Source organism: Campylobacter concisus (genome assembly GCF_902460575.1).
Lineage (GTDB): Bacteria > Campylobacterota > Campylobacteria > Campylobacterales > Campylobacteraceae > Campylobacter_A > Campylobacter_A concisus_AW.
In genome coordinates, this window is record NZ_CABPUY010000003.1 from 412,313 (window position 1) to 436,233 (window position 23,921).

Here is a 23,921-nt window from a genome sequence, read left to right on the forward strand (position 1 = left end):
TATTAAATTTGTATATTGTACTTTGGTACAAAGATGGTTTTAAGAGCGTTTTTTGGGAGTAAAAATAGAAATTTAAAAGAAGAATTTGGGCTAAAAAGCCCAAATCTTATACAAGTTGTTTGTTTATATCGTTATCGACATCTATGTAGATAGTTGTCGGAGTAGCTGAGCTTGTTTGACCCTCATATCTTGTATATCCAGCTTCGACACCATTTTGATTTGCAGCCTCAGTAAATCCTTTTAATGAAACGCTATCTTTGTTGTCGCCACTTATTTTTAAGATAGTATTTACATCATCAGTGATGCTAAATACATTATCTGCTTTTAAATTTAGTAGCTTAACAGCTTGGTTGTCATTGCCATGCTCATCCATGCCAAGTTGGATCTCTTCAAAACTCTTGATCGCGTTATTCAAACCTTTGTTGTCTATCTTATCAAAGTCGATAGTGCCATCCTTTGCCACTGGACGCATGATAAGCGTATCTGTGCCAGTACCGCCATCTAGGCTTTGAGATAGAGCTGCTCTTGGATTATCAAAGGTAAATACAACCTTATCATCGCCAGCGCCAGCATTTACTATATCGCCTTTGTTCATGCCAGTATAGCCACTTCTGCCAGCGTCTATGTAGTCGTTGCCACTTCCTGTGGTTATGACGTCGTTGTTATCGCCAGTGATGATTACGTTGTTGCCATTGCCTGTGCGAATTTCATTTTCACCGCGTCCTGCATGTATGACATTATCGCCATTTCCAACATTGATGATGTCGTTGCCTTCACTTGTTGTGATGACATTGTTATTGTTGTTATTTTTTGCATCTACTATTGTATTTTTAGCGATATCAGAAATTTGTAGATAGACATCACTTGCTTTTACATCGCCGTTAAATACTGCTTCGAAATTTCCATTATCATCAAGCGTTACAGAATTTGCAGTTATGATGTGTCCATCAGCACCTCTTAGTGTGATGCTATCTTTTAGAGCTATGCCTTTTACTGCCTCTTCAAAGTGTTCTCTTAATGTGTAGCTTGCACCAACTCCATTTTCACTTAAATTTCCACTCCATGTGGTTTTATTTGCAGCTGCATCGTAGTGTAATTTTGACTCATTTATCGTTGCAGCTGTTGCATCGATCGTAAATTTAATAGAGTTGTAAAGCAGCTCATCTCCACCTTGATATTTACCATCGATAGAAATTTTATAAACGCCATCAGCCATCTTGCCAGCGGCATCAAGTCTGTTATTATAGCCTGTAAGTCTATTGTAGTGATCAGGCGTTACATTGCCTATCGGTTTTTCTATCGCTTGAGATAATAGATCTTTTGAAACACCTGTATCAACGTTAGTTGCTACAAATCTAACATCGCCAGTGCCCCATGCTATGCCTCTACCACTATTTAAAAACTCACTTACAGTTTGATTGTCGCTAGCATTGCCAGCTGTTGTATCTTCTGGGATCACAGCTCTTAGGTATGGGATAGCGTCATTTGAAACGATCCTTGAGCCATCAGCTCTAAAGCCATCTTCGCTCATCTCCATAGTACCCCATAACTTCTCAGCTGAGCGGTTATTTGCATTTGTAGTTGTGTCATTGCCGTTTTCAAACTGCGTCATAGTTGGAACTAAAATTTCATTTACATGAGTATGTTTTGTACCAGCTTTATCAGTCATCTCAACTTCGATCTTATCACCTAGTTTTATCTTGTGATCGTACTCAAAGCTTAGCACGCCATTGGTTGGCTTAGTTGTGCCAACAGAGATGATGTTAGTATTTCCATCAGCTGTTACTACTTTTATACTCTCGATCTTATCGCCATCCTCATAGTTTTTGAGGTTAAAATTGATCGTATGGTGTAGCCCCTCATTGTCATTTTCGATGATCTTGATGTTTTCTATAGTAACTGGTGTCTTATCAACCACAAAATCACTCACTACCGTACTACTTGTCTTGTTCTCGCCATTTTCAAAGATAGCAGTTGCTTTGATCTTGTAGTTGCCATCCTCTAAGCTATCAGATGTGACTTCAAATTTACCATTTGCAAATTCACTTTGGCTAAGCTCTTTTGTAAAGACTTCGTGTCCATTTTTATCAAGCACAGTGATGATCGCTTTAGTTGCGCTACTATCTATGCTACCTGTAAATGTCGGAGTTTTGTCGCTTAGCACTGGTAATGGCGCATTGGTTGAAAATTTATCAGTTTGAGCGATGTCGTCAGTTGTAAATTTATAATATTTAGTTGCGTCATTTATACCTGTATTTGTATTCGCACTTGCAATGCTTGCGTCATTATCGATAGCGTCTATTAGGTCTGTGGCGACATTTATCTTAGCTGATGATGCCTGCGCCTCGTTACCTACAAGGTCGCTAACCTTTGCTGTATATGTAGCTTTTGGATCGCTTGTTCTAAACTCAACTTCATATTTGCCATCTACCACTTTAGCTGTATGGCTCTCACCTGTGCTTGACGTGACAGTTACGATCTGTCCGTCTTCTACATTATCCACAGTTCCTGTGATCTTTTGAGTTACTTTATAGACATTTCTTGTTACTGTATCTACATAGCTGTCAAAGTCGGTTGAATTTAGTTTTATGCCACTTGCCTCCGAGCCAAGTATGCTCTCAGGTCCGCCATCTTTTGAAACTGTTAGTTTTAGCTTACCCCAAAAGATATAGTTTGCATAGCTCATATCAAAGTCATAGTAACCTGCTTTATCAACGTGTAAAGTTGTAACTGTGGCTCTATTTCCCGAGTGGATAGTGTCATAATCAACCATAGTAACGCCATCAACCTTAAATCTCACGCTATCATCAGTGCCTTTTGCGTCAAATTTATAATCCCCTGGCTCAAGATACATAGTGCCTTTTAAATTTACCATCGCACCAGCTGTTGTATTTTTGCCATTAGGAGCATCTCTTACGATATGAATATCGCTACCTTTTGCGTTGTCGATAAAGTACTCAAGCGCTTTGAAATTTGGAGCTACCCACTCATTATTTGGAGTTACTACATTACCATCAAGATCGACCGTGCCTATCTTATTATGAGCGCCATCTAGTCCTGAGACTGTTCCAGCATCGCTATCAACATTATCTCTATCGCCGCCTTTACCTTGTTGGAAATTTAGCTCTTTTGCTTTAAAGCTTGCCCAAGGCTTAGTGTTGTTCATATAGTATTCGACAAAATCATTTTGCTTCATGCCGTTATGAGCGTATGTTGTATTATTAAAGGCATAAGGTCTTAGCTCAGTACCTCTTACGCCTTCTTCATAGATGTGGTTAAACCAGAAATTTCCTTTTAGTCCGCTACTCATCTCAGACTCTTTAACAAGGCTCATCTCGGTTTCAACGTTTATAGTTATTTTTGCAACTGTATCAAGCACGAAGCTACCAGTATCGGTTGCAGTATTGCCGTCTATCCCTGTAGCTACTACTTTTACTTTATAATCGCCATCATGTTTGCCATCTACGCTTAACTCATCAGTTGTAAATTTAAATTTACCATCAGCATAGTCGCTTGGATTTAGAGTTTTTGTAAAGACTTCGTGTCCGTCCTTGTCAAGCACGCTAACAACCGCTCTTACAGCAGTAGGCTCAACTGTGCCGCTTATAGTTGGAGTAGCGTCATTTGTGCGAGGTACGCTTGGCGCATCTAAGCTATAATCCCCAGTTATAGTGCCAAAATCATCAGTTAAAGTTTTGATATCAACGCTGATTGGAGGTATGACTGGTGCAACAGGAGTTGCGTTGCCTGCGTCATTGCCATCATTATAACCGCCGATTGAGTTTTCTGGAGTTTGAAAAGCTTTGTTTGCATCAGTTAAATTTCTGTAGTTTTCGTTGATGTTTGAGTAGTGACCGCCCTCTTCAAAGCTTGCAGCACCTAAGCTTACACCGTCTCCGCCAGCATTACCACCTTGGTTACCACCAGCTGCAGTCTCTTCAAGATCAGTGATGTTTGCACCATCAAGAAGTGCTTTTTGTATAGCACTTACATCAGCTACGCTATCGTCGCCAAAGCTCTCGTTGTGAGCTACGCTCTTGTCTAAATTTAGGGTATCTTTTCCGATGATCGCAATGTCTTTGCCATCGTTTGCAGTTATGACTACTTTTGAGTCAAAATCAGTTGTCTGTATAGTCTCACCAAGAAAAATTTCATCGCCTACTTTTAACACTCTTTGTGTGCCATCCTTTGCAGTTGCGATTACATTTGCTCCTTGTGAGATGCTTTTGATTACGCCTATCCTTGTTGCCATTTTACTTCCTTATCTAAAAATTTTGAACGTATTTTAATATTTTGAGAAAGCTTTGTAAATTGTACTATGGTACTAAATTTTGAAATTTTGTAAGAATTTGCCCTAGTTTTGGGATACTAGGGCATGAAATTTAAGAGTGTAAGACTATTTCGTCTTTTATCTCGATGGTAAATGTCGTACCATTAGACGTAGCTGAGTACTCTGTATACCCTTCAGAATTTACCCCACCTTTGCTAAAGGCTGACATATCTACTTGATCACCCGCCTCGCCATCTATCCTTAGAGTGCGGTTAGTGCCGTTGCTATTTGTGATATTTAGCACATCATCTAGTGTTAAATTTAGCGTTACTTTGTTTGCGTTTCCACCAAGGGTAATTTTCTCAAAGCCAGCTACCTTGCTAAAGTCGATATTTCCAGCAATATCTAGCGTATCAGTGCCTGCTCCACCTTGAATGATAATGCCGCCATGCTCCAACTTGCCAGGGCCACCCTGAAAAGTCATAGCATCATCATTAACCACCGCATCTTTGCCGATATGTATGATGTCATCGCCACTACCTAGGTTAATAGCACTTACGCCAGGGCTATACATACCGCCCCCTGCTTTTTCTAGACCGCCATTTAAATTTACAACGTCATTACCATCACCCATTTCTATACCAGCATTTTTAAGCACAGCACCCTTGTCGATATTTAGCGTATCGTCTCCTGCGCCCATTCTTACACCAACATAGTGGCTAACTAGGTTATTATCGCTACTCGTATAAGTACCACCAAGTGTAGTGCCTGCACCAAATGTTATAGTATCGTTGCCATCAGCAGTATCTATGCTTAAGCCACCAGATTTGTTTTCGCCATTAAAATTTATAGTGTCATTGCCCTTTCCGGTATCTATATCGGCATAGCTTGAAGAGTCAGCCTTGCTTAGGTTGTTACCACCATTTAAATTTATCGTATCGTCGCCATCTCCATATCTTAGACCAACCCTATTTGTTGCAACTAAATTTGATATATTTGCGACCGATGAGACGTCGCTAAATGCACCTATGCTAGCTTGATCAACAGTGATATTGTCTATGATGAGATCTTTAGATGAAAAGTAGTTAGCCCCACCGGTGTATGATCCACCTTTTACTTCAAGATGATCTTGTGCTTTAGCTGTGACGTGATCTCCTATGATATTAGTAAGTTTGACATTTTGCACACCAAGATTGACGTCTGCGGCGGTATTTACACCAAAATTTATCTCTACATTTGTAAAGTTAGAATTTGAAAAATCAATATTGCTAGTTTCGCCAGCTTTTGTGTAGCTAGTTGCTGTATCTAAGCGAACGTTTTCTAGGGTTATGCCATTCCCTTTAGCGGTGTTTTCTCCAGCGTTCATATTGATAAATACATTTTCTACTTTGACACCATCTTTGAAATTTAGAGTATCTTCGCCATCGCCCATAAATACAGTGTTATCATTTCTCCAGTCGTTAGCATGACCGATAATATTTGCATTGATATTTAGCTCATTAGTACCTGAGGCATCATGTGCGTTGTAGTTTGGATCATTTGTTGTTGCTCCAAGATTAATTGAAGCTTTGTTCATGGTTAGATCAGCATTGATATTTACTACGTCATCGCCACTATAAAGATCTATACTTGTACTATTAGCATTTGAGCCGCTATTTGCTGTGCCGCTAATAGTAACCTCTTTATCAAAATTTACCACGTCGTTACCAGAGCCGGTATTTAAGTGTAAATTCTCTAAATTTGCCTTTATGCTGACCGTATCATCGCCATCATTTGTATTTAAATTGGTATGGTTTGCGATATTGCCTTTGATATCTTTATTTAGCTCGATGTTGTCGTCGTTGTCTATGATCTTGCCTTCAGCCATATTTGCATTAGTTGTTGGTAGCAGGTAGCTACTGCTTGGTGTGACACTTAATTTCACACCCTCTTTAAATACAGCAAAGTTATCAACCATATCAGTTTTTTGTACATTGTCGATAGTCATGCCTTGAGGGCCAGTATTGTCACCTTCGTTTTGATTGTGATGTAATGGGCCTTTTGTAGTATCTTGTCCGTCGTCGTCAAGTACTTTTATCCTTACCTGCACTTTTGAGATATCTTCTATATTTACGCCAGTTATCGTGTAGCCTGTTAGTGGCTGAAATGTCGCTCCATTGTCAGTTGAGTACTCAACTACGCTTGAATAATCCTCTCCTCTAGTGCCGCCGAGGAAATTTAAACCTAAATCTGTAGTCTCGCCGCTTGGACTTACTGGAGTGCCTGATAGACCTAGTTTATAAACAAGATAGTGTCCGCCCTCGCCGTTTGCTCCCGCGCCACTCTCTCTTACCTCGCTAGTAGCAGGATCGATGCTAGTAGTGATCTCTACTGCACCAGGGCGAGGCGTGATGACTGGAGGATCAGCAGGTGAAGGAGTACCTGGGGTTACGGTGACGCCAGGAGTACTTGGAGTACTCGGAGTTGGTGGCGTTACTGGGATGCTTGGCGTGACAGGTGTAGCTGGCGAGATAGGAGTTGTCGTATCTGCATCTGTACCTGCATCGTTATAACCACCTATTGAGTTTTCTGGTGTTTGAAAAGCTCTATTTGCGTCGGTTAAATTTCTATAATTTTCATTGATATTTGAGTAGTGGCCTCCCTCGGCAAAGCTAGCAGCACCTAAACTTACGCCATCTCCAGTAGCGTTGCCACCGCCTTGGTTACCACCTGCTGCGGTCTCTTCAAGGTCTGCGATGTTTGCGCCGTTTAATAGTGCTTTTTGGATAGAGGCTATCTCTGGGTTGTCACTAAGTGTATTTGCCTCTTTGTCTAAGCTTAGACTTTCGCCGTTTTGTAAGTTCACCTCTTTGCCGTCGTTTCCTGCGATCACTGCTTTTGCAGAGCCATTAGCTTTTATAGTTTCGCCTTCAAAAATGCTGTCGCCCACCTTTAAGACTCTTTCGTTGCCGCTTTTATCAACAGCTACGATTTCACCGCCTAGGATGTTTTTAATAACGCCTAACTTTTGCATCTTAGTGCCTCCCTTTTGATTTTATTGATCTATATCAAGATTTTAGCTAAGAAAAAAATTTAGTTATATTGTACTTTGGTACAATACCCTTAAGAAAAGCCTAAGTTTAGGGGTTGATAATGTGTAAATTTTTTATAAATGTGTGAAAATTTTTATATTTATCTATATAAATTTTAAAATTTTAAGTTTTTGTTCATCAAAATGGTATAGTAGTTGATAAAATAACCCAAAAATGTCACAAAATTTTTTTCATTTTAAACGCATAAATTCTTAATCAAAAAAGCCTTTATTTAGCCTTATTATCACTAAATTTAGCCCTTTTATATCAAAATGTTTTTTATTTATAACTACCATAAATTTATATCCACTTGTGACATAAATTTTCTTAAGTTTATCTATCAAATTTTGTAAATTTTTATCTCTTTTTCTATAAATTTTAGCCTATTGTGACATAAATTTATCACTACTTTTAAGATATTCTTAGATAAATATATTAATTTTACTATTTTGAATTTATACTTTTTAGCTCTTGACGACTAAGATATACCCACTTTCGCTGATATTTTTAAATTTAACGCCAAGCTCGCGTTTTAGGCGAAGTACAACATTTTGTATAGCAGCCTTACTCACCTCGGTGCTCTCATAGACAAATTCCTCTATCATCTCATAGGTCACGAGTTTGTTTAGGTTGTAGGCAAATAGCCAAAATATCTTATTTTGCAAGAAGCTAAGATATAGCTCATTGCCATTTTTATAAATTTTCTCTCTTTTTAAATTTATACTCACCTCATCGCTTAGGCGCACTAGCTTCTCATCTCGCTCAAAGCTTAGGCTTATTAGCATAGATCTAAGATCCTTTATATCGATAGGTTTTTTCAAAAACAAGGTCGCGCCCTGCTCATAGCTTTTGATCAAATTTTCATCGCTGTCATACGAGGTAAAGACGATAAATTTCTGATGAGGTTTTAGCTTTTTTATCTCATTCATCATCTCAAAGCCATTAAGTACTGGCATGTGGATGTCGCTCATCACGATGTCAAAGCCCTGTTTTTTAAATTTCTCCAGCCCATCTTGTCCATCTTTTGCGCCTACGACCTGACCGCAGTATGGCTTAAGTCCAGTGATGATGAGCTCCCTTGCCATCTCGTCGTCCTCGGCTACCAATATAGATACTTTCTTTAAAATTTCTAGTGCCTCTTGCATCTTTTATCCCTTTAAATTCTTCTCAAAGCTTAGCTCAAAAATCGTTGGCTTTAAGTTGTGCGCAAGCGTGATATCGCCATTTAGTTTCTCACGTGCGAGCTTTTTAGCAAAGTAAAGTCCTATGCCATTTCCTTGCTTTTTAGTCGTGTTTAGCCAGGTAAAAATTTTCTTGCTCATCTCGTAGCTCACTCCGCCGCCACTATCATAAACGCCGATGTAGCACTTATCTTCAAAGCTTCTAAATTTTAGTTCTATCACGCGCTTTAGTGGCTCATCTTTGTAGCTCTCAACTAGTGAGTCCTTTGCGTTGTGGATTAGGATTAGTAAAATTTGCTGGATGATGTTTTCTATCTGGCGGACCTTCATCTCTTCAAATCCGCTAAATTTCACGCTCACATTTGCACGGCTAAGCTCCGTGTGCATGAGCGTTAGCAGGTTTTTCACGCTTGTTTGGATGTCAAATTCGCTCACATTTTCAGCGCTTTTGTAAAAATTTCTAAAAATTTCGATTGTTTTTGAAAGAAGCTCGATCGAGCTTTGCCCTTTTTTTAATAAATTTAAAAGCTCCTCATCGCTTAGCTTGCCCTCTTTTTTTAGCATTATCGCCGAGCTTAGCATCAGTTTTAGCGAATTTACTGGCTGGATGAACTGATGACTTATGCCGCTTATCAGCTCCCCAGCCTCGCTCATCTTGGCTCTGTGCGCTAGCAAGGTCTCGTACTCATCTTGCACCTTTTTTATCTTGTTATACATAAAGTTGTGCAGGCTGTTTGCCAAAAATGCAAGTGCGACGAAGGCAAAGAGTAAATTTAGGGCGTTTTTTAGTGCCTCTCTTGTCATGGCTAAAATTTCTTCTTCGTTGTTTGTGCCAGCTCCGATAAACCAGTTCATCGTCGGTATCTCGGCTACTTGGATCAAATTTTGCCCTATCTTTAGGCTGGTGATGTCCTCATCTTTTAAAAATATCTCTTTAAATTTCTCCTCGATCTCTCTTTTAAGCGTCGCATCAGCCATCGATGTGAGGATCTCGCCGCTGTGAGTTACCAAAAATGAGTAAGAATTTGGCGCAAGACTAAAGTTTTTGATGCTATCAAAGATAGTGCCTATTCGCACGACGCCACAAAGTGCTGCTTCAAATTTCCCGTCTTTTTCAACTGGCACGCATAAATTTAAAGTAGAGTCCTTTAAAATTTTGTGATTTTGCATGAAATTTACGCTTGGGGCATTTGTATTTTTTGTCTCGACATACCAGATAAGCCCCGCTCGCTCACGCTTTGACATCACCTCTTCTGAGATCTTTTGCCCATCTACAAAGATCTCGCCATCCTCTCTTAGAAGCTGCATGAGATCAAATTCTTTTGCATTTTCTTTAAAGAGCTTTATGAAATTTGCCACCTTAGCATCGTCATCTATGATGCCAGAGTTTTGGATAAATTTTGATGCACGGATGAGCGAATTTAAGCGCTCATCAAGCCAAATTTGAAAGTTGCTAACGATATTTTTACTAACTGCGATATTGTTTTTATCAGATAGCTCGATGATCTTTTCTTTTGCATTGTTGTAGCTATTTAGCCCAAGAAGCACAACAAAGAGGCTTGCTAGCAAGATGATCGCATAAATTTTAATATTTTGTGATTTTAAATTAATACCCATGCGCGCAGTATATCCTAAGTTAGCCCAAAAATAGGGCTAACTAAAATTTATTTCGTAAAAGATAAGAGCTTTGAAACAAGCATAAGTGCAAGCACAACAAAGCAAATGCTAAAGCCAAGCAGCGTGCAATCCGCCATCGACATAAATTTAGAAGACGGCACAAGATACCAGCCATCTGCATAAAGATCCACTATGCTCTTTTGCAAATCGCTTAGCACCGCGCCATCAGGCACCATAGGGCTGTCATAGCCACAATCACCCGTTGGCATAAACCAGTCTGACGCCCACTTCTCAAGTGGCAAGCCAAATGGATAGTGCGGCTCAGTCGAGCAGCCCTGCACGCCAAAAGGATCGTCGCCATGCACTGCATCGTGGATTTTGGCTAGTTTTACACTATACATTATGCCCTGCACCGCTCCCCAAAAGGCAAAGACGTAGCCAACTAGAGCAAAGAGCAAATTTTTAGGGTTTATGATAGCGATCACGCCGCCAAGTGCCATACACAAAAAGGCAAAACGTATATAGACGCACTGCTCGCAAGGAGGCATATAGGCGTAGTTTTGAAATAGCGAGTGCGCGATAACAACAAGCGCGACGCTTACAAAGACTAGGATCGCCCAAGAGATGCGTGAGTCTTGAAATTTAGCCATTTTTTTAAAAAAGCTCATGTGGCGCCTTATTTTTTAAGAAGCTCTTCGATGAGTGCTGCCATGCCGTCAAGCGAGCTGATTGATTTTGTCATGATGAGATATTTGCCATTTACGACAAATGCTGGCACACCTTGAATTTTAGCCACGTCATAGCTCTCATCCCACTTTTTAAGTAGCTCAGTCACTTTTGGATTAGCTAGCTCTTTTTCGTAGTCTGCTTTGCTAACGCCAGCTGCATCAAGCCCAGTCTTTAAAAAGCCTTCAGCGTCTTTGCCATCGCTCCAGCGCTCTTTTTTGTCATGATAAGCTTTGTAGTAGGCAAATTTAGCCTTTTTAAATAGCGAATTTTCATCAAATAAGCTCACTCCCTTTGCCTCGTCCATAACGATAAGCACGGCAAAGACCTTGCTCGCAACCTCGCCGTAATCGCCCTTTGTCTTTAGGTGAAATGGCTCATATTTTAGGCCAGGAATTTTCTCAACTACCTTTGGAGTGACGCTCTTGTCGTATTTGTAGCAAAATGGGCAAGCGTAGCTAAAAATTTTAACTAGCGTATTTTGTCCCACACTTAGTGGCTTTTCAAGCTTGACGTAGTCCTCGCCCTCGCTAAATGCACTAGCACTGATCGCACCAGCTACCGCAACTGCAAAGATAGCCTTACTAAATTTAGATAGAAAACTCATGATGATCTCCTTTGGATGATTTATTTTGAGTTATTCTACAACCAAGCTCAACCGCACTTTTAACGCTAGAATAAATTTTGGCTGAAATTTATCTATTTTAAATTTATGATGATGGATTTGGTTTTTTGTTAAATTTATAAAAATAATATACGTTATCAATAAAAATTATTATTTACATATTTTAATTATTTGGTTATAATCCGCTCGAATTTTATCAAAATAGGAGTCAAAATGAGACAGTACGAAACATACAAATGCGAGAAATGCGGCAACGAGATCGAGGTTCAAAAGGTTGGCGGCGGCACACTAACCTGTTGCGGCGAAGAGATGAAATGCATCACTGAAAATTTAACAGCGGTAAATTTGATGAAGGCATTTGCTGGCGAGTCACAGGCTAGAAACAAGTATGAGCTTTACGGCGACCTAGCTAAAGAAGCAGGCTATCACGCGATAGCTAGACACTTTTATGAAGCAGCTGAAAACGAGAAATGGCACGCAAGGGCTGAATTTAAGAAATATCACGAGATGATGAACGATCCGATCGATAAGATGGATAAAAATTTACTTGACGCTGCAGCTGGCGAAAACTACGAGCATACGACGATGTATCCCGACTTTGCAAAGATCGCAAAAGAAGAAGAGCTAAGAGATGTTGAAAGGCTATTTAACGCGATTGGCAAGGTCGAAGTTGAGCATGAAAGAGAGTATTTAGAGCTTAAAAAGATGCTTGATGAAGAGGGCTTTTTTGAGAGCGACGAAGAGGATATCTGGGTTTGTGAGGTCTGCGGACACGTTCACAGAGGTAAAAAAGCTCCAGGCGCTTGCCCACTTTGCAAAGCTCCAAAAGAGTATTTTAAGCGCGAATTCTTAGGCTAAAAAGCCAAAAAATTTAGCCAAGGCGCCAGTCTTGGCTAAATTTAATAAATTTAAATCTATTTAAAATAAAAAAGTTATATAATCTCCTTAAATTTTCACAAGGAGAAAGAGATGAAAAAATCACTTTTAGTTTTAGCTACTCTTGGCTTTGCACTAAGCCTAAACGCTGCAGATCTTACAGATACTTGCAAGTCTTACTTCTCAGACATCGACAAAATGGTCGAAGCTTACAAACAAGCTGGTCAAGAGCAACAAGTAAAAATGTATGAAGATCAAAAGAAACAATCAATGGATCAACTAGCTTCTTTACCAAAAGAGCAACAAGATGCTACTTGCAAACAAGCTAAAGAGATGTTTGCTCAAGTAATGGACCAAATGAAAAAACAAGGTCTTTTAAAATAAAACTCCATGTGGCTAGGCTCTCTAGCCACACTTCAAATTTACCCCTCTTTTTTACATAAATTTTGCGCGATCTTTGCAACAGACGGCGAAACTAGCAAAAGCACAGGATACGCCACTACAAAGGCTTTTACATAAGCGATTAGCCAAATTTTCACAAAGCCATCAACAAAACCAAGGTTTAGATATGTCAGCACAAATGACATAAAAAACGCCATAAATGCTGACATTATAAACGCAAAAACATATCTATAAAATTTCGCTGGTATCATGAAATTTTACCTATCAGCTCCTCTAGCCTCTTTGCATGATCAAGCGCCTTTTGCCTCATCAAAGCAAGCTTTGCCTCATCGTGCCTGCTCTGATATGATAGCCCTCCGCTATAAACATAGCCCGCAAACTCCATGCCACACATATTTGCTAGCGCCTTAAGTGGCGGCAAAAACTCCTCTATCTCATATCTCTGAAGCGCCTCTTTTTTATAAAGCTCCTCAGGCGCGCCCGAGGTAAATGAAAGCACTAGCTTTTTGCCATGTAGCTTATCTCCCTTGCTGCCGTGAGAGAAGCCATGAACTAGCACATCTTCGAGCCACTTTTGTAAAAGTGATGGCACGCCGTACCAGAAAAATGGATAAACAAGCACGATCACATCAGCTTTTACTAGCTTTTCTTGCTCTGCTTTTACATCGATAGTGTAGTTTTTATAAAGCTCGCTTAGTATGTCAAATTTAGCCTCTGGCAAGTGCTTTTTTAGCTCGCTCAAGATGATCTTATTCGCAAAAGAATTTTCAAGGTCGGTGTGACCTGATACGACTAAAATTTCACTCATTTTGCCCCTTAAATTTACTTTCTTAAATTTACTTGCAAACAAAGCTACTTGCCTTGCTAGCATCTCCGCCCACGTAAGTAGCCACTTTTGGATAGGCACACACTAGAAATTCCTTGCCAGCGTAGCTTTTGCTTTTTGCTAGCATGCTCTTTGGCGCTTCGCCCTTTTCATGCCACGCTTCAAGCGCACTAAGCGGATCGACGTCATCTATGCCGTTGCCGCCACCGCAGTGGTTCATCCCAGGTAACGCAAAAAATGCCGCGAAATTTTGGCTATTTTCATTATCAGCCTCTAGCTTTTTAAACCAATCCCTTTGATCTTTTGCCGAAAAAACTGGGTCTGAAACGCCAGTTACTATTATGAGCTTACCGCCATTTGCGCTAAATGTGCTAAGGCTTGTTGAGATAGCGTCATTTATCGCTGCGGTCTCGAAAGTCTTTGGCGTATCTTTGTCAAAGTCAAAATTTATCGTGTCAAAATTTGGCTGCGCTGGCGTTAAAAAGTAGTAGTTCACCGAGCCGCTTGAAAGCGTGATGTTTCTAGCGTTTGGCTTAGCACTTTGTGAGTCACCCAGCTTCCACTGCCTCCAGCCCTCAGCGCTCACGCCTGAGTCGTAAAACCAGCCGCTATAAATTTGCTCGCCTTTGCTGTTTTTAGCTCCGTTAAAGATTTTCTCTATCGCCTCTATCTTTTGCTTATCTAAATTTAGACTTTTTGGGTCAAATTTGCACGCTTCCCACGCATTAATGATCCCATCTTTTAGTCCGTCCAAGGCGTCACATTTTTCTAGTACGGCGTGGCTTAACTTGTCAAGGTCGTCCTGCGTTAGGGCATTTGCAAAAATTTTCTCGCCTTTTTCATTTTTCGGAGCTATCTTCATAAGGGCTTGGTTGTCCCACTGCTGAGCGATCGCCGCGCGAGATAGCCTAAAGCCAGGGTTTGCAGCGATGACGCCATCAAATTCAAGTGGATAGCGCTGCGCTGCCATGAGTGCTGCGCTGCCGCCATTTGAGCAGCCCATAAAGTAGCTATGTTTTGGCTTTTTGGCGTATGCGGTGGCTAAAATTTGCTTAGCTGCGTCCGTGACCTTGCCGATCGCCTGATAGGCGTAGTCTAGCCTTGCTTGCTGATCTAGCCCAAACTCAGCCGTTGGCTCTGGGTGGCCTGAGTTTGTAGTAACTACCGCGTAACCTCTAAGAAGCGCTGGCGTGGCTGTGCTTGTGTGTATCGGAACTGCACCAAGAGCAGGCGCTACAAAGCCGTCCATACCGCCTCCGCCTTGAAATAAAAACTTCTCATTCCACTGCTCTGGCAGCCTTAGCTCGTAATCAATCGCATACTCTTTGCCGTCACTGCCGGTGCGCTTATAGAGTTTGCCATGCACCACGCAGTGAGGCTTTGCTTTGATAGTGTTTTTACTGCCACCAGTTAGCGCAGACATCTTATCGGCTGATACTTCGCCACTCTCACTCCACACCGCGTCTATCATCTCGTTGTTTAAAATTTTCACATCTTTTAAACTCTCACATCCTGCCTTATCAAGGGTAAATGCCGCAGTACCAAAAAGTGCTAAGGCGCAAAAAAGTGAAATTTTCTTCATGACATCTCCTAAAATTTTACCTTGCTAAATGAGGTCTCGTTTTTTAAACCAAAGCCATCAAATTCATCTATTAGCCCCGCTCGCTCTTTGGCGTAAGCCTTGTAGTTTGCGCTGTGACGGTAGCTCTCAAAGCTAGCTTCGTCTTTATAAATTTCAACCAGCACCCACTTGTTAGGCGCGTCTTTTTGACTAAAGGCAAACTGCGCATAAGCTCCCTCATCGACGCTTTTTTGCATATATTTTTTCACTAGCTTATCAAATTTCGCATCGCTCTTTGCCTTAAGGCTTAAATTTGTGATGTGAAAGTAGCTATCTTTTAGCCTCTCTGGGGTTAAATTTTTAGAAAAAGTAGCTCGTTTTTTCAAGCTTATAGCCTTTTTACTAGCTAAAATTTCAGCGCTCGCACTTACAAATTTCTTATAGTGCGCCGAGCTTATATGCTTTTTATAAGCCGCCTCGTCCTTGTAAAACTCAAGCAGGTAAAATAGCTCTGGCTTGCTCTTTGCGCTCACAAAAAAGATAGCCTGTGTGTCTGGCTCGCTCTTTGAGCTTAGTATATTTTCCCTACCAAGCTGTTTTAACAAAGTCTTGTTATTTGGCGTCACAAGCAGCTCCTGCAAGCTCACTTTCGCCTCCGCCCCAAAGGCAAAAGCCGCCAAAACCGCTAGTAAAAATAGCTTTTTAAACATCAAATTCCCCTTATCACTTCGCCTTTTTCATATCAGCCTTAGCTTTTATCTCTTCTGCTGCCTCAAGGTCAAGCTGTGCTTTTTTAAAGGCTTTGCGGGCTTTTTCTAAGCGGTTAGAGTTTTTGACACTTGGGTTATCATCATAGGCTTTTTCTGCCTCTTCTAGCTTAATTTTTTTATCACCATAGTTCTTTTGTGCTTTTTCAAGGTTATTAGTAGCTTTATTGCCACCTAGTAGCTCAGCCTTTGAGGTTACTTTACCAGTAACTGGGTTTCTACCGATAGTTCCATCAAATTCTCTTCCTCCTCTATTTATCATGCACTCTTTTTTGCCACTAACCATTACCCCACCAATATAATTAGGTCTATTTTTTGGATCATCACAATCAACCACTTCTTCTTTAGCTTCTCCCCTTAAATGTTTATTAAAAACATCAGATCCATAGGCATTTAAATTTATGCAACCAACAAATCCTACAACAAATGCTGCAATTAATGCTTTATTTTTCATTTTACTCTCCTTGAAAATTTTAAAATTTCTCATACTTTCTCCTTAATTTTATTTTTCTAAAACTCTTTTTATCCAAGCAAAAAGCTCGTCTAGGTCGTAGTCGCCGCCGTGTCCTTGTCCCCAAACCGCTTCAAAATCAACCTCTTTGCCAGCATTTTTAAGCGAGAGTGCGAGCATAGCAGGCACGGCAAGGGCTAGGTCGGTGTCGTTTGTGCCCTGTCTTATGCGGTAAAATTTCGCTCCGTTTTTGTTTGCGGTGTAGTTCATCGCATTCATCATCTTTATGACGCTAGCCTCCGCCATCTCGCCCACGCTTCGCTCTTTTGCAAATTTAGTAAAGTGCTTTGCAGGCGTTTTGCTATCTCCAAAAAGGTCGTTTTCAGCATTTTCAAGAGCTAGGCCGTCAAAGGCAACTGGCGCTTTGGCACGTTTTAGCGAGGCAATGAAGTCTTCTAGCTTAAATGTATATCCAAGCGAGCAACCCTGCGTATCAAGAGTTATAAATTTAGGTGTGAGCGTGCTTTTGTCGCTGCTTTTTGTAGCGGTAAATGCCCTTGAGATGAGAGCACTTATATACTCTTTGAAGCTGCCCTCGCCATTTTCATCAAGGCTTAGCACGTGACCTTTGGCGTCTTTTAAATTTAGCGAGTTTAGATAGGCTGGGAATTTACTCTTTAGCTCGCGTGAGAGCTCTTTTTGCGTGGAGTTTAGCTCGCCTGTGATCATCTTTGGCTTTTTGCTTCTGTCGTTAAAAGTGCCCGCATCAAGGCTTGAAAAATCAATCCTTTCAAATTTATCCAAATCCCCAAACATCCACTCATACGCCTCGTCCTCATGCTCTAAATTTGTCACGGGGCAGTAGGCTGAAGCGGCATAAATTTGATCGTCCGCCTTTGCAGCGCCTAGCTCTTTAAGATATGGCTCATACTCTTTTGCCCCTGCGCTCGTGCCAAGAAGTGCTGACATCGCGCCGCCTGCGCTCGTGCCGTTTGAGATGATCTTATTTGCGTCTCCTGACATAAATTTGTCGTTAAATTTAAGATATCTAACGGCCGCTTTTAGATCAACTATCGCAGCTGGCGCTTTGCCGATAAATTTCTCGCCATCTTTTAGCGTCCTGCCTCTAGCGCCAACGCTTGCCACGACGTATCCTCTAAGAAGCGCTTCGAGGGTGGCATTTGGTTTTTCGTTTTGGACTTCTGGCTTTTGAGGCTTTGCGCTCATGTAGCCACCGATCGCGTTTGACATAAAGATAGCCCCTTTTTGGTCGCTAAATTTCCCCTCTGGCACATAAAAATTTAGCACCTCATAGTCGCTAGCTGGCTTTGCCACATAGACTATGCCCTCATAAGCTCTAAATTTAAGCGTCCTCTCGCCAACTTGCACGCTTTTTAGCTCAAATTTCTTTTCATCAAATTTAAGCTCGCCCCCAAAGCAAGCGCCTACTAAACAAACCCCTAAAATAGCAACTCTAACGCATTTCATGATCTGCCTTTTTATTTTGTCCTACTTTTTGTTTCGCTAGCCTTGGCGTAGGCTACCAAGGCTTTAACGCCTAGTTATCTTTTGGCTCGTATTTGACCGCATAGTCAAATTTTGGCTTACTTAGACTAAACTCAAAGCTATCTCTATCCACCGCACCAACGCAGTAATGGCTATCATAAAGGCGAAGCAAAAACTCCGCCATCTCTTCACTCGTGTGGTACTTTTTAAACGCCTTGTCGTAGTCGTAGCTCTCTTTGCTAGTTGCCACCATGCCAAATTCTGTCTTTGTGGCAGCTGGGGCCAGCACTTTTGCTTGCATCTTTGCCTGCTTGTCTTGTGCTAGCTCGTGGTAAAGCCCCTCACTAAATGCGCTTACGAAAAATTTGCTAGCGCAGTATGTGACGGCGTTTGGCACGATCTTGTAGCCTCCTATCGAAGAGATGTTGATGAGCTGCGTATCTTTGTCTTTATATTTTTTAGTAAAGAGCGTTGAGAGCGTCACAAGAGAGATGATGTTTAAATTTATCATCTGCGTGATCTTGTCTAAATTTTGCTCGCCGACCTTGTTATAGTCGCCAAAGCCAGCATTGTTTATAAGCGCTTTTAGCTCAAATTTTTCTAAATTACGCCAAAGAGCTAGGACATTTTCTTGCTTTGAAAGGTCGCAAAGCTCTATCAAAACCTCTACGTCTGCAAATTTAGCTATCTCGCTTTTTAAATTTTCTAAAAGCTCCCTGCGCCTTGCAACAAGGATCAAATTCTCCCCGCGCCTTGCAAATGCCTTTGCCACGGCCGCTCCTATGCCTGAGCTTGCCCCAGTGATCACTATATATTTTTTCATTTTGTAAATTCCTCCGGACTATAAATTTTGACACCTTCGCTGTGGTCATCTTGCGCTACTTCCACGATCACCTTAGCGATGTCAGCTGCCCTCATCGGACGATACTCGTCAAAAAAGCCTTTTGGGATAAATTTAAACGCCTTTATCGCCAAATACTCGCCAAGTCTAAATTCCTTTCTCTCAGCTTCGATAAGTGGCAGCCTAGCGATATGAAATGAGCTATATCCAAGCTCTTTTATCTTTGCTTCTGCCTGACCTTTTGCCTTTAGGTAAAACGAGCCTGACTTTCTGTTTGCCCCTGCAGCCGAGAGCAAGACAAAGCGTTTTGCACCGCACTCCAAGCCAAATTTGGCGAAATTTATAGGATAGGTCACATCGACTTTGTAAAACTGCTCTTTGTGCTTTGCCGTCTTCATCGTCGTGCCAAGCGCGCAAAATACGTCATCAGCGATAAATGGCACCTCATCTTTAAAATCATCAAAATTTACTATCTTTACTTCAAGCTTTTCATGAGCAAATTCTAGCTCATGCCTAACGAGAGCGACCACCTTGCTATAGTGCTCACTCTCGCATAAATCTTTTAAAATTTCACTTCCTACAGCGCCGCTGGCTCCTGCTATAAGGGCGACTTTTTTCATGTTTATCCTTTGTAAAATTTGGATAAATTCTATCTCGCTAAGGCAAAAATTTCGCTTATGGCCTCTTTTGTATAAATTTGCTCCAAGCCCCTGCCCTTGGCGTAGTCATAAACTAGCGCCATGATCTCGTCTAAATTTGACTCATCAACGCCGATTTCTATGAGGCTTGTTGGTGTGCCGATCTTGCTAAACCACTCTTTTAGCTTCTCTATGCCTGCGTCTGCGTCATCTACGCCAAAAATTTCTTTGCCAAAGCGCTTAAACGCCTTTAAATTTCTACTCTTATACCACTTCATCCAAGCTGGCATAACGACACTTAGCCCAGCTCCATGCGCGCAGTCCACCACCGCACCTATGGCGTGCTCGATCATGTGGTTTGGATATGAGTAGCCAGCCGTGCCGACGTAAGTTAGGCCATTTAGCGCCATCGTAGCAGCCCAGGCAAACTCGCTTCTAGCGTCGTAGTTTTCAGGCTCTTTTAGTAAAATTTCAGTCGTTTTCATGACCGTTTTGATGTTTGCTTCGATGTATAAATTTATGATCTCAGGCTGGATGCTCGCCGTAAAGTAGCCCTCGATGCTGTGAGCGATGATGTCTGAGGCTGAATAGACCAAGTACTCCTTGCTAACGCTTGCTTGAAGAAGTGGGTTTATCACCGACACCTTTGGGTAAATACAAGCGCCGTGCATGGCAAATTTCTCTTTTGTGGCTTCGTTTGTGACGACTGCGCCGCCGTTCATCTCTGAGCCAGTTGCAGCAAGCGTTATGATGTCAAAGATCATAAGCGCCTCTTTTGGGTCTTTGCCAGTAAAAAAGTCCCAAACGTCGCCGTTATATCTAACTCCAGCAGCCACAGCCTTGGCGCTATCAAGCACCGAGCCACCGCCTATGGCTAGCACGCTATCGACGCCTTGTTTTTTAGCCAAATTTATAGCCTCATTTACCTTGCTTAGCACTGGGTTTGACTTCACGCCGCCTATCTTGCAAAACTCGATGCCATTTGCGCTTAGGCTCTTTGTCGCCACGTCAAAAAGTCCATTTTTAATGATCCTGTCGCTGCCATAGATGATGAGCGTCTTTTTTGCGCCAAATTCTTTCATATATTTGCCGATGTTTTGCTCTTTGTCTTTGCCAAATTCTATTTTAGTAGGGTTTAAAAAGCTAAAATTTTGCATAGTTTTCTCCTTGTTTGCTTTTGTGATTTGAGGTAAATTTTAGTTAAATTTTCTTATTTTTAGCTATTTTTATCTGCGCTAAATTTAGAAATTTCTTAGTCTGATAGGTAGTTTTGATGTGATTTTGTCTGGATCGAAGCTGTTTTTTGGATCGCCTAAGCCTCCAAAATTTTCGCCAGTGTTAAAGAATTTTTGTAAGAAATATTCCCCTCTATACCCAAGTTCAAAAAGTAGCTCGGACATCTCAGAGATATCCTTTTCGCTTAGCAAGTCCGCATGCACGGTCGTTCTAACTTCAAATTTAAAATTTATCTCAAGCAAGTATCTAAGCGTGGCAGCAAATTTCTCATATAAATTTGAGCCAGTGATGCCGATAAATTTCTCTTTTGGAGCTTTAAAATCAAGCGCGATGTAATCAATCAGCCCCTCATCTATCGCCTCTTTTAAGACGTCACAATACGAGCCGTTAGTATCTACCTTTAAGCTAAAACCGCGTGCCTTTACCTCGCGTGCTAGCCTTAAAAAGAGAGGGTTTGCTGTGCATTCGCCGCCGCTAAAGACTATGCCATTTAGCTTGCCGACCCTGCGGTCTAAAAAGTCGCAAACTTCGCTAAAGCTTATAGTGCCATTTGACCTTACGACCTCGATGTTGTAGCAGTATCCACAGCGCATATTACACCCAGCAAACCAAATGACAGCTGCCACTTTGTCTGGATAGTCAAGCGTCGTAAATGGCGTTATACTAAAGACTCTTTGCAAGTTTTTGACCCCTTTTTTAAATTCAAAGGCACAAGGGGCGTGCCTTTGGCTTGCATTTTAGTTTATTTTTTTAAATTTATTCTTGTTTTTTGGCAAGAAATTTATCTCTTGCAGCAACTCGCGTATTCGTCAAATTTTATTCGCTCTTTGTGCTCGCCTTTTTTGCCGAGGTTAAAGCTCTCAACTGGTCTGTGATAGCCCATAACACGAGTATAAACAACGCATCTTGTGCGTTTATCTTGCACTTTTTCTAAAATTTCTTTTTCTGTCATTTCCTCTCCTTATTTGGATTTTTTCTTTTCATTTTCTATCAGCTCTGCATCACAAAGTGGGCAAAACTCATGCTCGCCAGCTATGTAGCCATGTTTTGAGCAGACGCTAAAGACTGGCGTTATCGTGATGTATGGGAGTTTGTAGTTTGAGATTATACTCTTTACAAGCTCTTTGCAAGCTTTAGCCGAGCTTATGCGCTCTTTCATATATAGGTGAAAGACGGTGCCGCCAGTATAGGCGCTTTGTAGCTCATCTTGCAGATCAAGCGCTTCGTAAGCGTCGTCTGTGAAATTTGCAGGTAGCTGGGTTGAGTTTGTGTAGTAGATATTATCCCCCTCGCCTGCTTGGATGATGTCTGGATAGCGCTTCTTATCCTCTTTGGCAAAGCGGTAGGTAGTGCCTTCAGCTGGTGTGGCCTCAAGGTTGTATAAATTTCCACTCTCTTCTTGAAATGTCCTTATCTTATCGCGTAAAAAGCCAACCATCTCAAGGGCAAATTCTCGTCCAAATTTAGTTGAAATGTTCTCTTTATCGTCGGTGAAATTTCTAAGTAGCTCGTTCATGCCATTTATACCGATCGTGCTAAAGTGGTTGTTAAAGTGCTTTAGATACCTCGCCGTGTAAGGATAAAGCCCTCTTTCATACATCTCTTGGATAAATTTACGCTTCTTCTCTAGGGTTGATTTAGCTAGCTCTAAAAGGTAGCTTAGTCTGTTATAAAGTGCGACCTTATCGCCTTTGTAGTTGTATCCTAGGCGGGCTAAATTTATAGTTACGACGCCTATTGAGCCAGTCATCTCAGCACTTCCAAAAAGACCACCACCACGCTTTAAAAGCTCTCTTAGATCAAGCTGCAAGCGGCAACACATAGAGCGCACGTGGCCAGGTTTGTAGGCGTTTTCGTTTTCTATCTTGTTGCCATTTTCATCATAAGTGTATTGTGAGCCGATGAAATTTTGAAAGTAGCTTGAACCCATTTTTGCGGTATTTTCAAAGAGCACGTCCGCCACTTCGCTATCCCAGTTAAAATCCTCTGTGATATTTACAGTCGGTATCGGAAATGTAAAAGGCTGCGAGCACTTATCCCCAGCTGTTAAAACCTCGTAAAACGCCTTATCTATGCGCGCCATCTCAGGCTCAAAGTCCTTGTAGGTCATATCGACTAAATTTTTCCTGCCACGCTCGTTTGCTTTTTTCAAAATTTTCTCATCTTTTACATTTGTAAAGAGGTGTATATCATCGCTCGTTGGGATCTGATCCCTTAAGTCGCTTGGGCATGTGATGTCTATGGTTACGTTTGTAAATGGACTTTGTCCCCAGCGCGCAGGGACATTTAGGTTGAAAATAAAGCTAGTGATCGCCTTTTTGATCTCGGCGTCGCTTAGATCGTCTTTAAAAACATAAGGCGCAAGGTAGGTGTCAAAGCTAGAAAACGCCTGAGCGCCCGCCCATTCGCTTTGCAAAATGCCTAAGAAATTTGCCATCTGATATAGCGCCTCTCTAAAGTGCTTTGGTGCCTTGCTCTCGACCCTACCACGAACGCCGTTAAAGCCCTCATTTAACAAGGCTCGCAAACTCCAGCCAGCGCAGTATCCTGTAAGGCAGTCAAGGTCGTGGATATGGTAGTCGCCGTTTCTGTGCGCTAGGCCTTCTTCTTTGCTATAAACAGCGTCTAGCCAGTAGTTTGCTATCACTTTGCCAGCGGTGTTGTTTATAAGGCCTGCGTTTGAGTAGCTTGTGTTTGAGTTTGCAGAAATTCTCCAGTCGGTGCCGTTTATATACTCATTTATCGTTTGGGTTGAGTTTATATAGGTCGTATCTTCGTTTAGCCCTAAAATTTGCTCGCGTTGGAGCTTGTGAGTGTGGCGGTAGAGCATGAAGCTCTTTAAAACTTCAAAATGTCCGCCGTCAAATAGCTCTTTTTCTATCGCATCTTGGATGTCTTCGACTGTTATCGCACTTGATTTTTGAAAGATATCTTGGACTACATTTGTAAAAACTTGCTCGTCATAAGCTTTATTTTCGCTGGCAAATGCCTTTTTTATAGCATCTACTATCTTGTATGCTACAAATTCTTGCCTTGTGCCATCTCGTTTTAAAATTTCACGCATCACTTGCTCTTTTCTGATTATTTTTTTGATATGGAGTTTAAAAGTATAGGACAAGAAAGCTTAAAAGATAGATAACTATTTTATTTTGTTTAATAATATTTATCAAAAAATATAAAATTTTAGAGAGTTTTATTAAGTATATTTTTACGTATTTTAGGCATTTTTAACTAAAATTTTATTATTTTTACTTAAATAATTATTTTAATTTTAGTTTTTAAAATAGTGGATTTAAATTTTTCTTCCATATAGATCTTTATTTAATT

At 41.1% G+C, this 23,921-nt stretch carries 18 protein-coding genes and 1 pseudogene; 2 read left to right on the plus strand and 17 right to left on the minus strand.

Going from position 1 to position 23,921, the window contains the following annotated elements; all coding sequences use genetic code 11:
* Nucleotides 1-106: 106 nt before the first annotated feature.
* From F3G76_RS08520 to F3G76_RS08545, 6 genes are all read right to left on the minus strand, one after another.
* Nucleotides 107-4,252, minus strand: a complete 4,146-nt coding sequence (locus tag F3G76_RS08520) for a retention module-containing protein (protein ID WP_149706446.1) — start codon at nucleotides 4,250-4,252, stop codon at nucleotides 107-109.
* Nucleotides 4,253-4,382: 130 nt separating this feature from the next.
* Complete coding sequence (locus F3G76_RS08525; RefSeq protein ID WP_149706447.1) at nucleotides 4,383-7,283, minus strand: retention module-containing protein; 2,901 nt, start codon at nucleotides 7,281-7,283, stop codon at nucleotides 4,383-4,385.
* A 522-nt stretch (nucleotides 7,284-7,805) separates the two neighbouring features.
* A complete protein-coding gene (locus F3G76_RS08530; RefSeq protein ID WP_149706448.1) occupies nucleotides 7,806-8,486 on the minus strand; it encodes a response regulator transcription factor in 681 nt (226 codons plus the stop codon).
* A 3-nt stretch (nucleotides 8,487-8,489) separates the two neighbouring features.
* Nucleotides 8,490-10,139, minus strand: coding sequence for a sensor histidine kinase (locus F3G76_RS08535; protein WP_149706449.1), 1,650 nt, complete (start codon nucleotides 10,137-10,139; stop codon nucleotides 8,490-8,492).
* A 47-nt stretch (nucleotides 10,140-10,186) separates the two neighbouring features.
* Nucleotides 10,187-10,807, minus strand: a complete 621-nt coding sequence (gene dsbI, locus F3G76_RS08540) for a protein-disulfide oxidoreductase DsbI (protein WP_103636817.1) — start codon at nucleotides 10,805-10,807, stop codon at nucleotides 10,187-10,189.
* 8 nt (nucleotides 10,808-10,815) lie between these two features.
* A complete protein-coding gene (locus tag F3G76_RS08545; protein ID WP_103597744.1) occupies nucleotides 10,816-11,472 on the minus strand; it encodes a thiol:disulfide interchange protein DsbA/DsbL in 657 nt (218 codons plus the stop codon).
* A gap of 231 nt (nucleotides 11,473-11,703) precedes the next feature.
* Here F3G76_RS08545 and F3G76_RS08550 point away from each other — a divergent pair, with 231 nt between their 5' ends.
* Nucleotides 11,704-12,348: a ferritin family protein gene (locus F3G76_RS08550; protein WP_012140636.1), complete on the plus strand. Its 645-nt coding sequence runs from the start codon at nucleotides 11,704-11,706 to the stop codon at nucleotides 12,346-12,348.
* Nucleotides 12,349-12,459: 111 nt separating this feature from the next.
* Entirely contained in the window at nucleotides 12,460-12,750 is a 291-nt protein-coding gene (locus tag F3G76_RS08555) for a DUF5339 domain-containing protein (protein WP_002940734.1), read from the plus strand.
* Nucleotides 12,751-12,788: 38 nt separating this feature from the next.
* Here the strand turns inward: F3G76_RS08555 and F3G76_RS08560 are convergent, their stop codons facing one another.
* From F3G76_RS08560 to F3G76_RS08615, 11 genes and pseudogenes are all read right to left on the minus strand, one after another.
* Complete coding sequence (locus F3G76_RS08560) at nucleotides 12,789-13,019, minus strand: DUF2798 domain-containing protein (RefSeq protein ID WP_103642132.1); 231 nt, start codon at nucleotides 13,017-13,019, stop codon at nucleotides 12,789-12,791.
* Nucleotides 13,016-13,576: an NAD(P)H-dependent oxidoreductase gene (locus F3G76_RS08565; protein WP_149706609.1), complete on the minus strand. Its 561-nt coding sequence runs from the start codon at nucleotides 13,574-13,576 to the stop codon at nucleotides 13,016-13,018. The genes F3G76_RS08560 and F3G76_RS08565 overlap by 4 nt, the downstream gene beginning before the upstream one ends.
* A gap of 28 nt (nucleotides 13,577-13,604) precedes the next feature.
* Nucleotides 13,605-15,176, minus strand: a complete 1,572-nt coding sequence (locus tag F3G76_RS08570) for a tannase/feruloyl esterase family alpha/beta hydrolase (protein ID WP_149706450.1) — start codon at nucleotides 15,174-15,176, stop codon at nucleotides 13,605-13,607.
* 8 nt (nucleotides 15,177-15,184) lie between these two features.
* A complete protein-coding gene (locus F3G76_RS08575; protein ID WP_149706451.1) occupies nucleotides 15,185-15,865 on the minus strand; it encodes a putative quinol monooxygenase in 681 nt (226 codons plus the stop codon).
* A 13-nt stretch (nucleotides 15,866-15,878) separates the two neighbouring features.
* Nucleotides 15,879-16,409: a hypothetical protein gene (locus F3G76_RS08580; RefSeq protein WP_223227451.1), complete on the minus strand. Its 531-nt coding sequence runs from the start codon at nucleotides 16,407-16,409 to the stop codon at nucleotides 15,879-15,881.
* 15 nt (nucleotides 16,410-16,424) lie between these two features.
* Nucleotides 16,425-17,861: a subtype B tannase gene (locus F3G76_RS08585; protein WP_149706452.1), complete on the minus strand. Its 1,437-nt coding sequence runs from the start codon at nucleotides 17,859-17,861 to the stop codon at nucleotides 16,425-16,427.
* A 70-nt stretch (nucleotides 17,862-17,931) separates the two neighbouring features.
* Nucleotides 17,932-18,702, minus strand: a complete 771-nt coding sequence (locus F3G76_RS08590) for an SDR family NAD(P)-dependent oxidoreductase (protein ID WP_149706453.1) — start codon at nucleotides 18,700-18,702, stop codon at nucleotides 17,932-17,934.
* Complete coding sequence (locus F3G76_RS08595) at nucleotides 18,699-19,340, minus strand: NAD(P)H-binding protein (protein ID WP_149706454.1); 642 nt, start codon at nucleotides 19,338-19,340, stop codon at nucleotides 18,699-18,701. Before F3G76_RS08595 ends, F3G76_RS08590 begins: the two co-directional genes overlap by 4 nt.
* 29 nt (nucleotides 19,341-19,369) lie before the next feature.
* Entirely contained in the window at nucleotides 19,370-20,515 is a 1,146-nt protein-coding gene (locus tag F3G76_RS08600; protein ID WP_149706455.1) for an iron-containing alcohol dehydrogenase, read from the minus strand.
* Nucleotides 20,516-20,599: 84 nt separating this feature from the next.
* Nucleotides 20,600-21,274: an anaerobic ribonucleoside-triphosphate reductase activating protein gene (locus F3G76_RS08605; RefSeq protein ID WP_149706456.1), complete on the minus strand. Its 675-nt coding sequence runs from the start codon at nucleotides 21,272-21,274 to the stop codon at nucleotides 20,600-20,602.
* Nucleotides 21,275-21,375: 101 nt separating this feature from the next.
* A pseudogene (locus tag F3G76_RS08615) lies at nucleotides 21,376-23,658 on the minus strand (ribonucleoside triphosphate reductase).
* Between the last annotated feature and the right edge of the window lie 263 nt (nucleotides 23,659-23,921).

Excerpts from the sequence above, each read along its gene's own strand:
- F3G76_RS08520 (WP_149706446.1), bottom strand. The coding sequence starts at position 4,252 with ATGGCAACAAGGATAGGCGTAATCAAAAGCATCTCACAAGGAGCAAAT.
- F3G76_RS08525 (WP_149706447.1), bottom strand. The coding sequence starts at position 7,283 with ATGCAAAAGTTAGGCGTTATTAAAAACATCCTAGGCGGTGAAATCGTA.
- F3G76_RS08530 (WP_149706448.1), bottom strand. The coding sequence starts at position 8,486 with ATGCAAGAGGCACTAGAAATTTTAAAGAAAGTATCTATATTGGTAGCC.
- F3G76_RS08535 (WP_149706449.1), bottom strand. The coding sequence starts at position 10,139 with ATGGGTATTAATTTAAAATCACAAAATATTAAAATTTATGCGATCATC.
- dsbI (WP_103636817.1), bottom strand. The coding sequence starts at position 10,807 with ATGAGCTTTTTTAAAAAAATGGCTAAATTTCAAGACTCACGCATCTCT.
- F3G76_RS08545 (WP_103597744.1), bottom strand. The coding sequence starts at position 11,472 with ATGAGTTTTCTATCTAAATTTAGTAAGGCTATCTTTGCAGTTGCGGTA.
- F3G76_RS08550 (WP_012140636.1), top strand. The coding sequence starts at position 11,704 with ATGAGACAGTACGAAACATACAAATGCGAGAAATGCGGCAACGAGATC.
- F3G76_RS08555 (WP_002940734.1), top strand. The coding sequence starts at position 12,460 with ATGAAAAAATCACTTTTAGTTTTAGCTACTCTTGGCTTTGCACTAAGC.
- F3G76_RS08560 (WP_103642132.1), bottom strand. The coding sequence starts at position 13,019 with ATGATACCAGCGAAATTTTATAGATATGTTTTTGCGTTTATAATGTCA.
- F3G76_RS08565 (WP_149706609.1), bottom strand. The coding sequence starts at position 13,576 with ATGAGTGAAATTTTAGTCGTATCAGGTCACACCGACCTTGAAAATTCT.
- F3G76_RS08570 (WP_149706450.1), bottom strand. The coding sequence starts at position 15,176 with ATGAAGAAAATTTCACTTTTTTGCGCCTTAGCACTTTTTGGTACTGCG.
- F3G76_RS08575 (WP_149706451.1), bottom strand. The coding sequence starts at position 15,865 with ATGTTTAAAAAGCTATTTTTACTAGCGGTTTTGGCGGCTTTTGCCTTT.
- F3G76_RS08580 (WP_223227451.1), bottom strand. The coding sequence starts at position 16,409 with ATGAGAAATTTTAAAATTTTCAAGGAGAGTAAAATGAAAAATAAAGCA.
- F3G76_RS08585 (WP_149706452.1), bottom strand. The coding sequence starts at position 17,861 with ATGAAATGCGTTAGAGTTGCTATTTTAGGGGTTTGTTTAGTAGGCGCT.
- F3G76_RS08590 (WP_149706453.1), bottom strand. The coding sequence starts at position 18,702 with ATGAAAAAATATATAGTGATCACTGGGGCAAGCTCAGGCATAGGAGCG.
- F3G76_RS08595 (WP_149706454.1), bottom strand. The coding sequence starts at position 19,340 with ATGAAAAAAGTCGCCCTTATAGCAGGAGCCAGCGGCGCTGTAGGAAGT.
- F3G76_RS08600 (WP_149706455.1), bottom strand. The coding sequence starts at position 20,515 with ATGCAAAATTTTAGCTTTTTAAACCCTACTAAAATAGAATTTGGCAAA.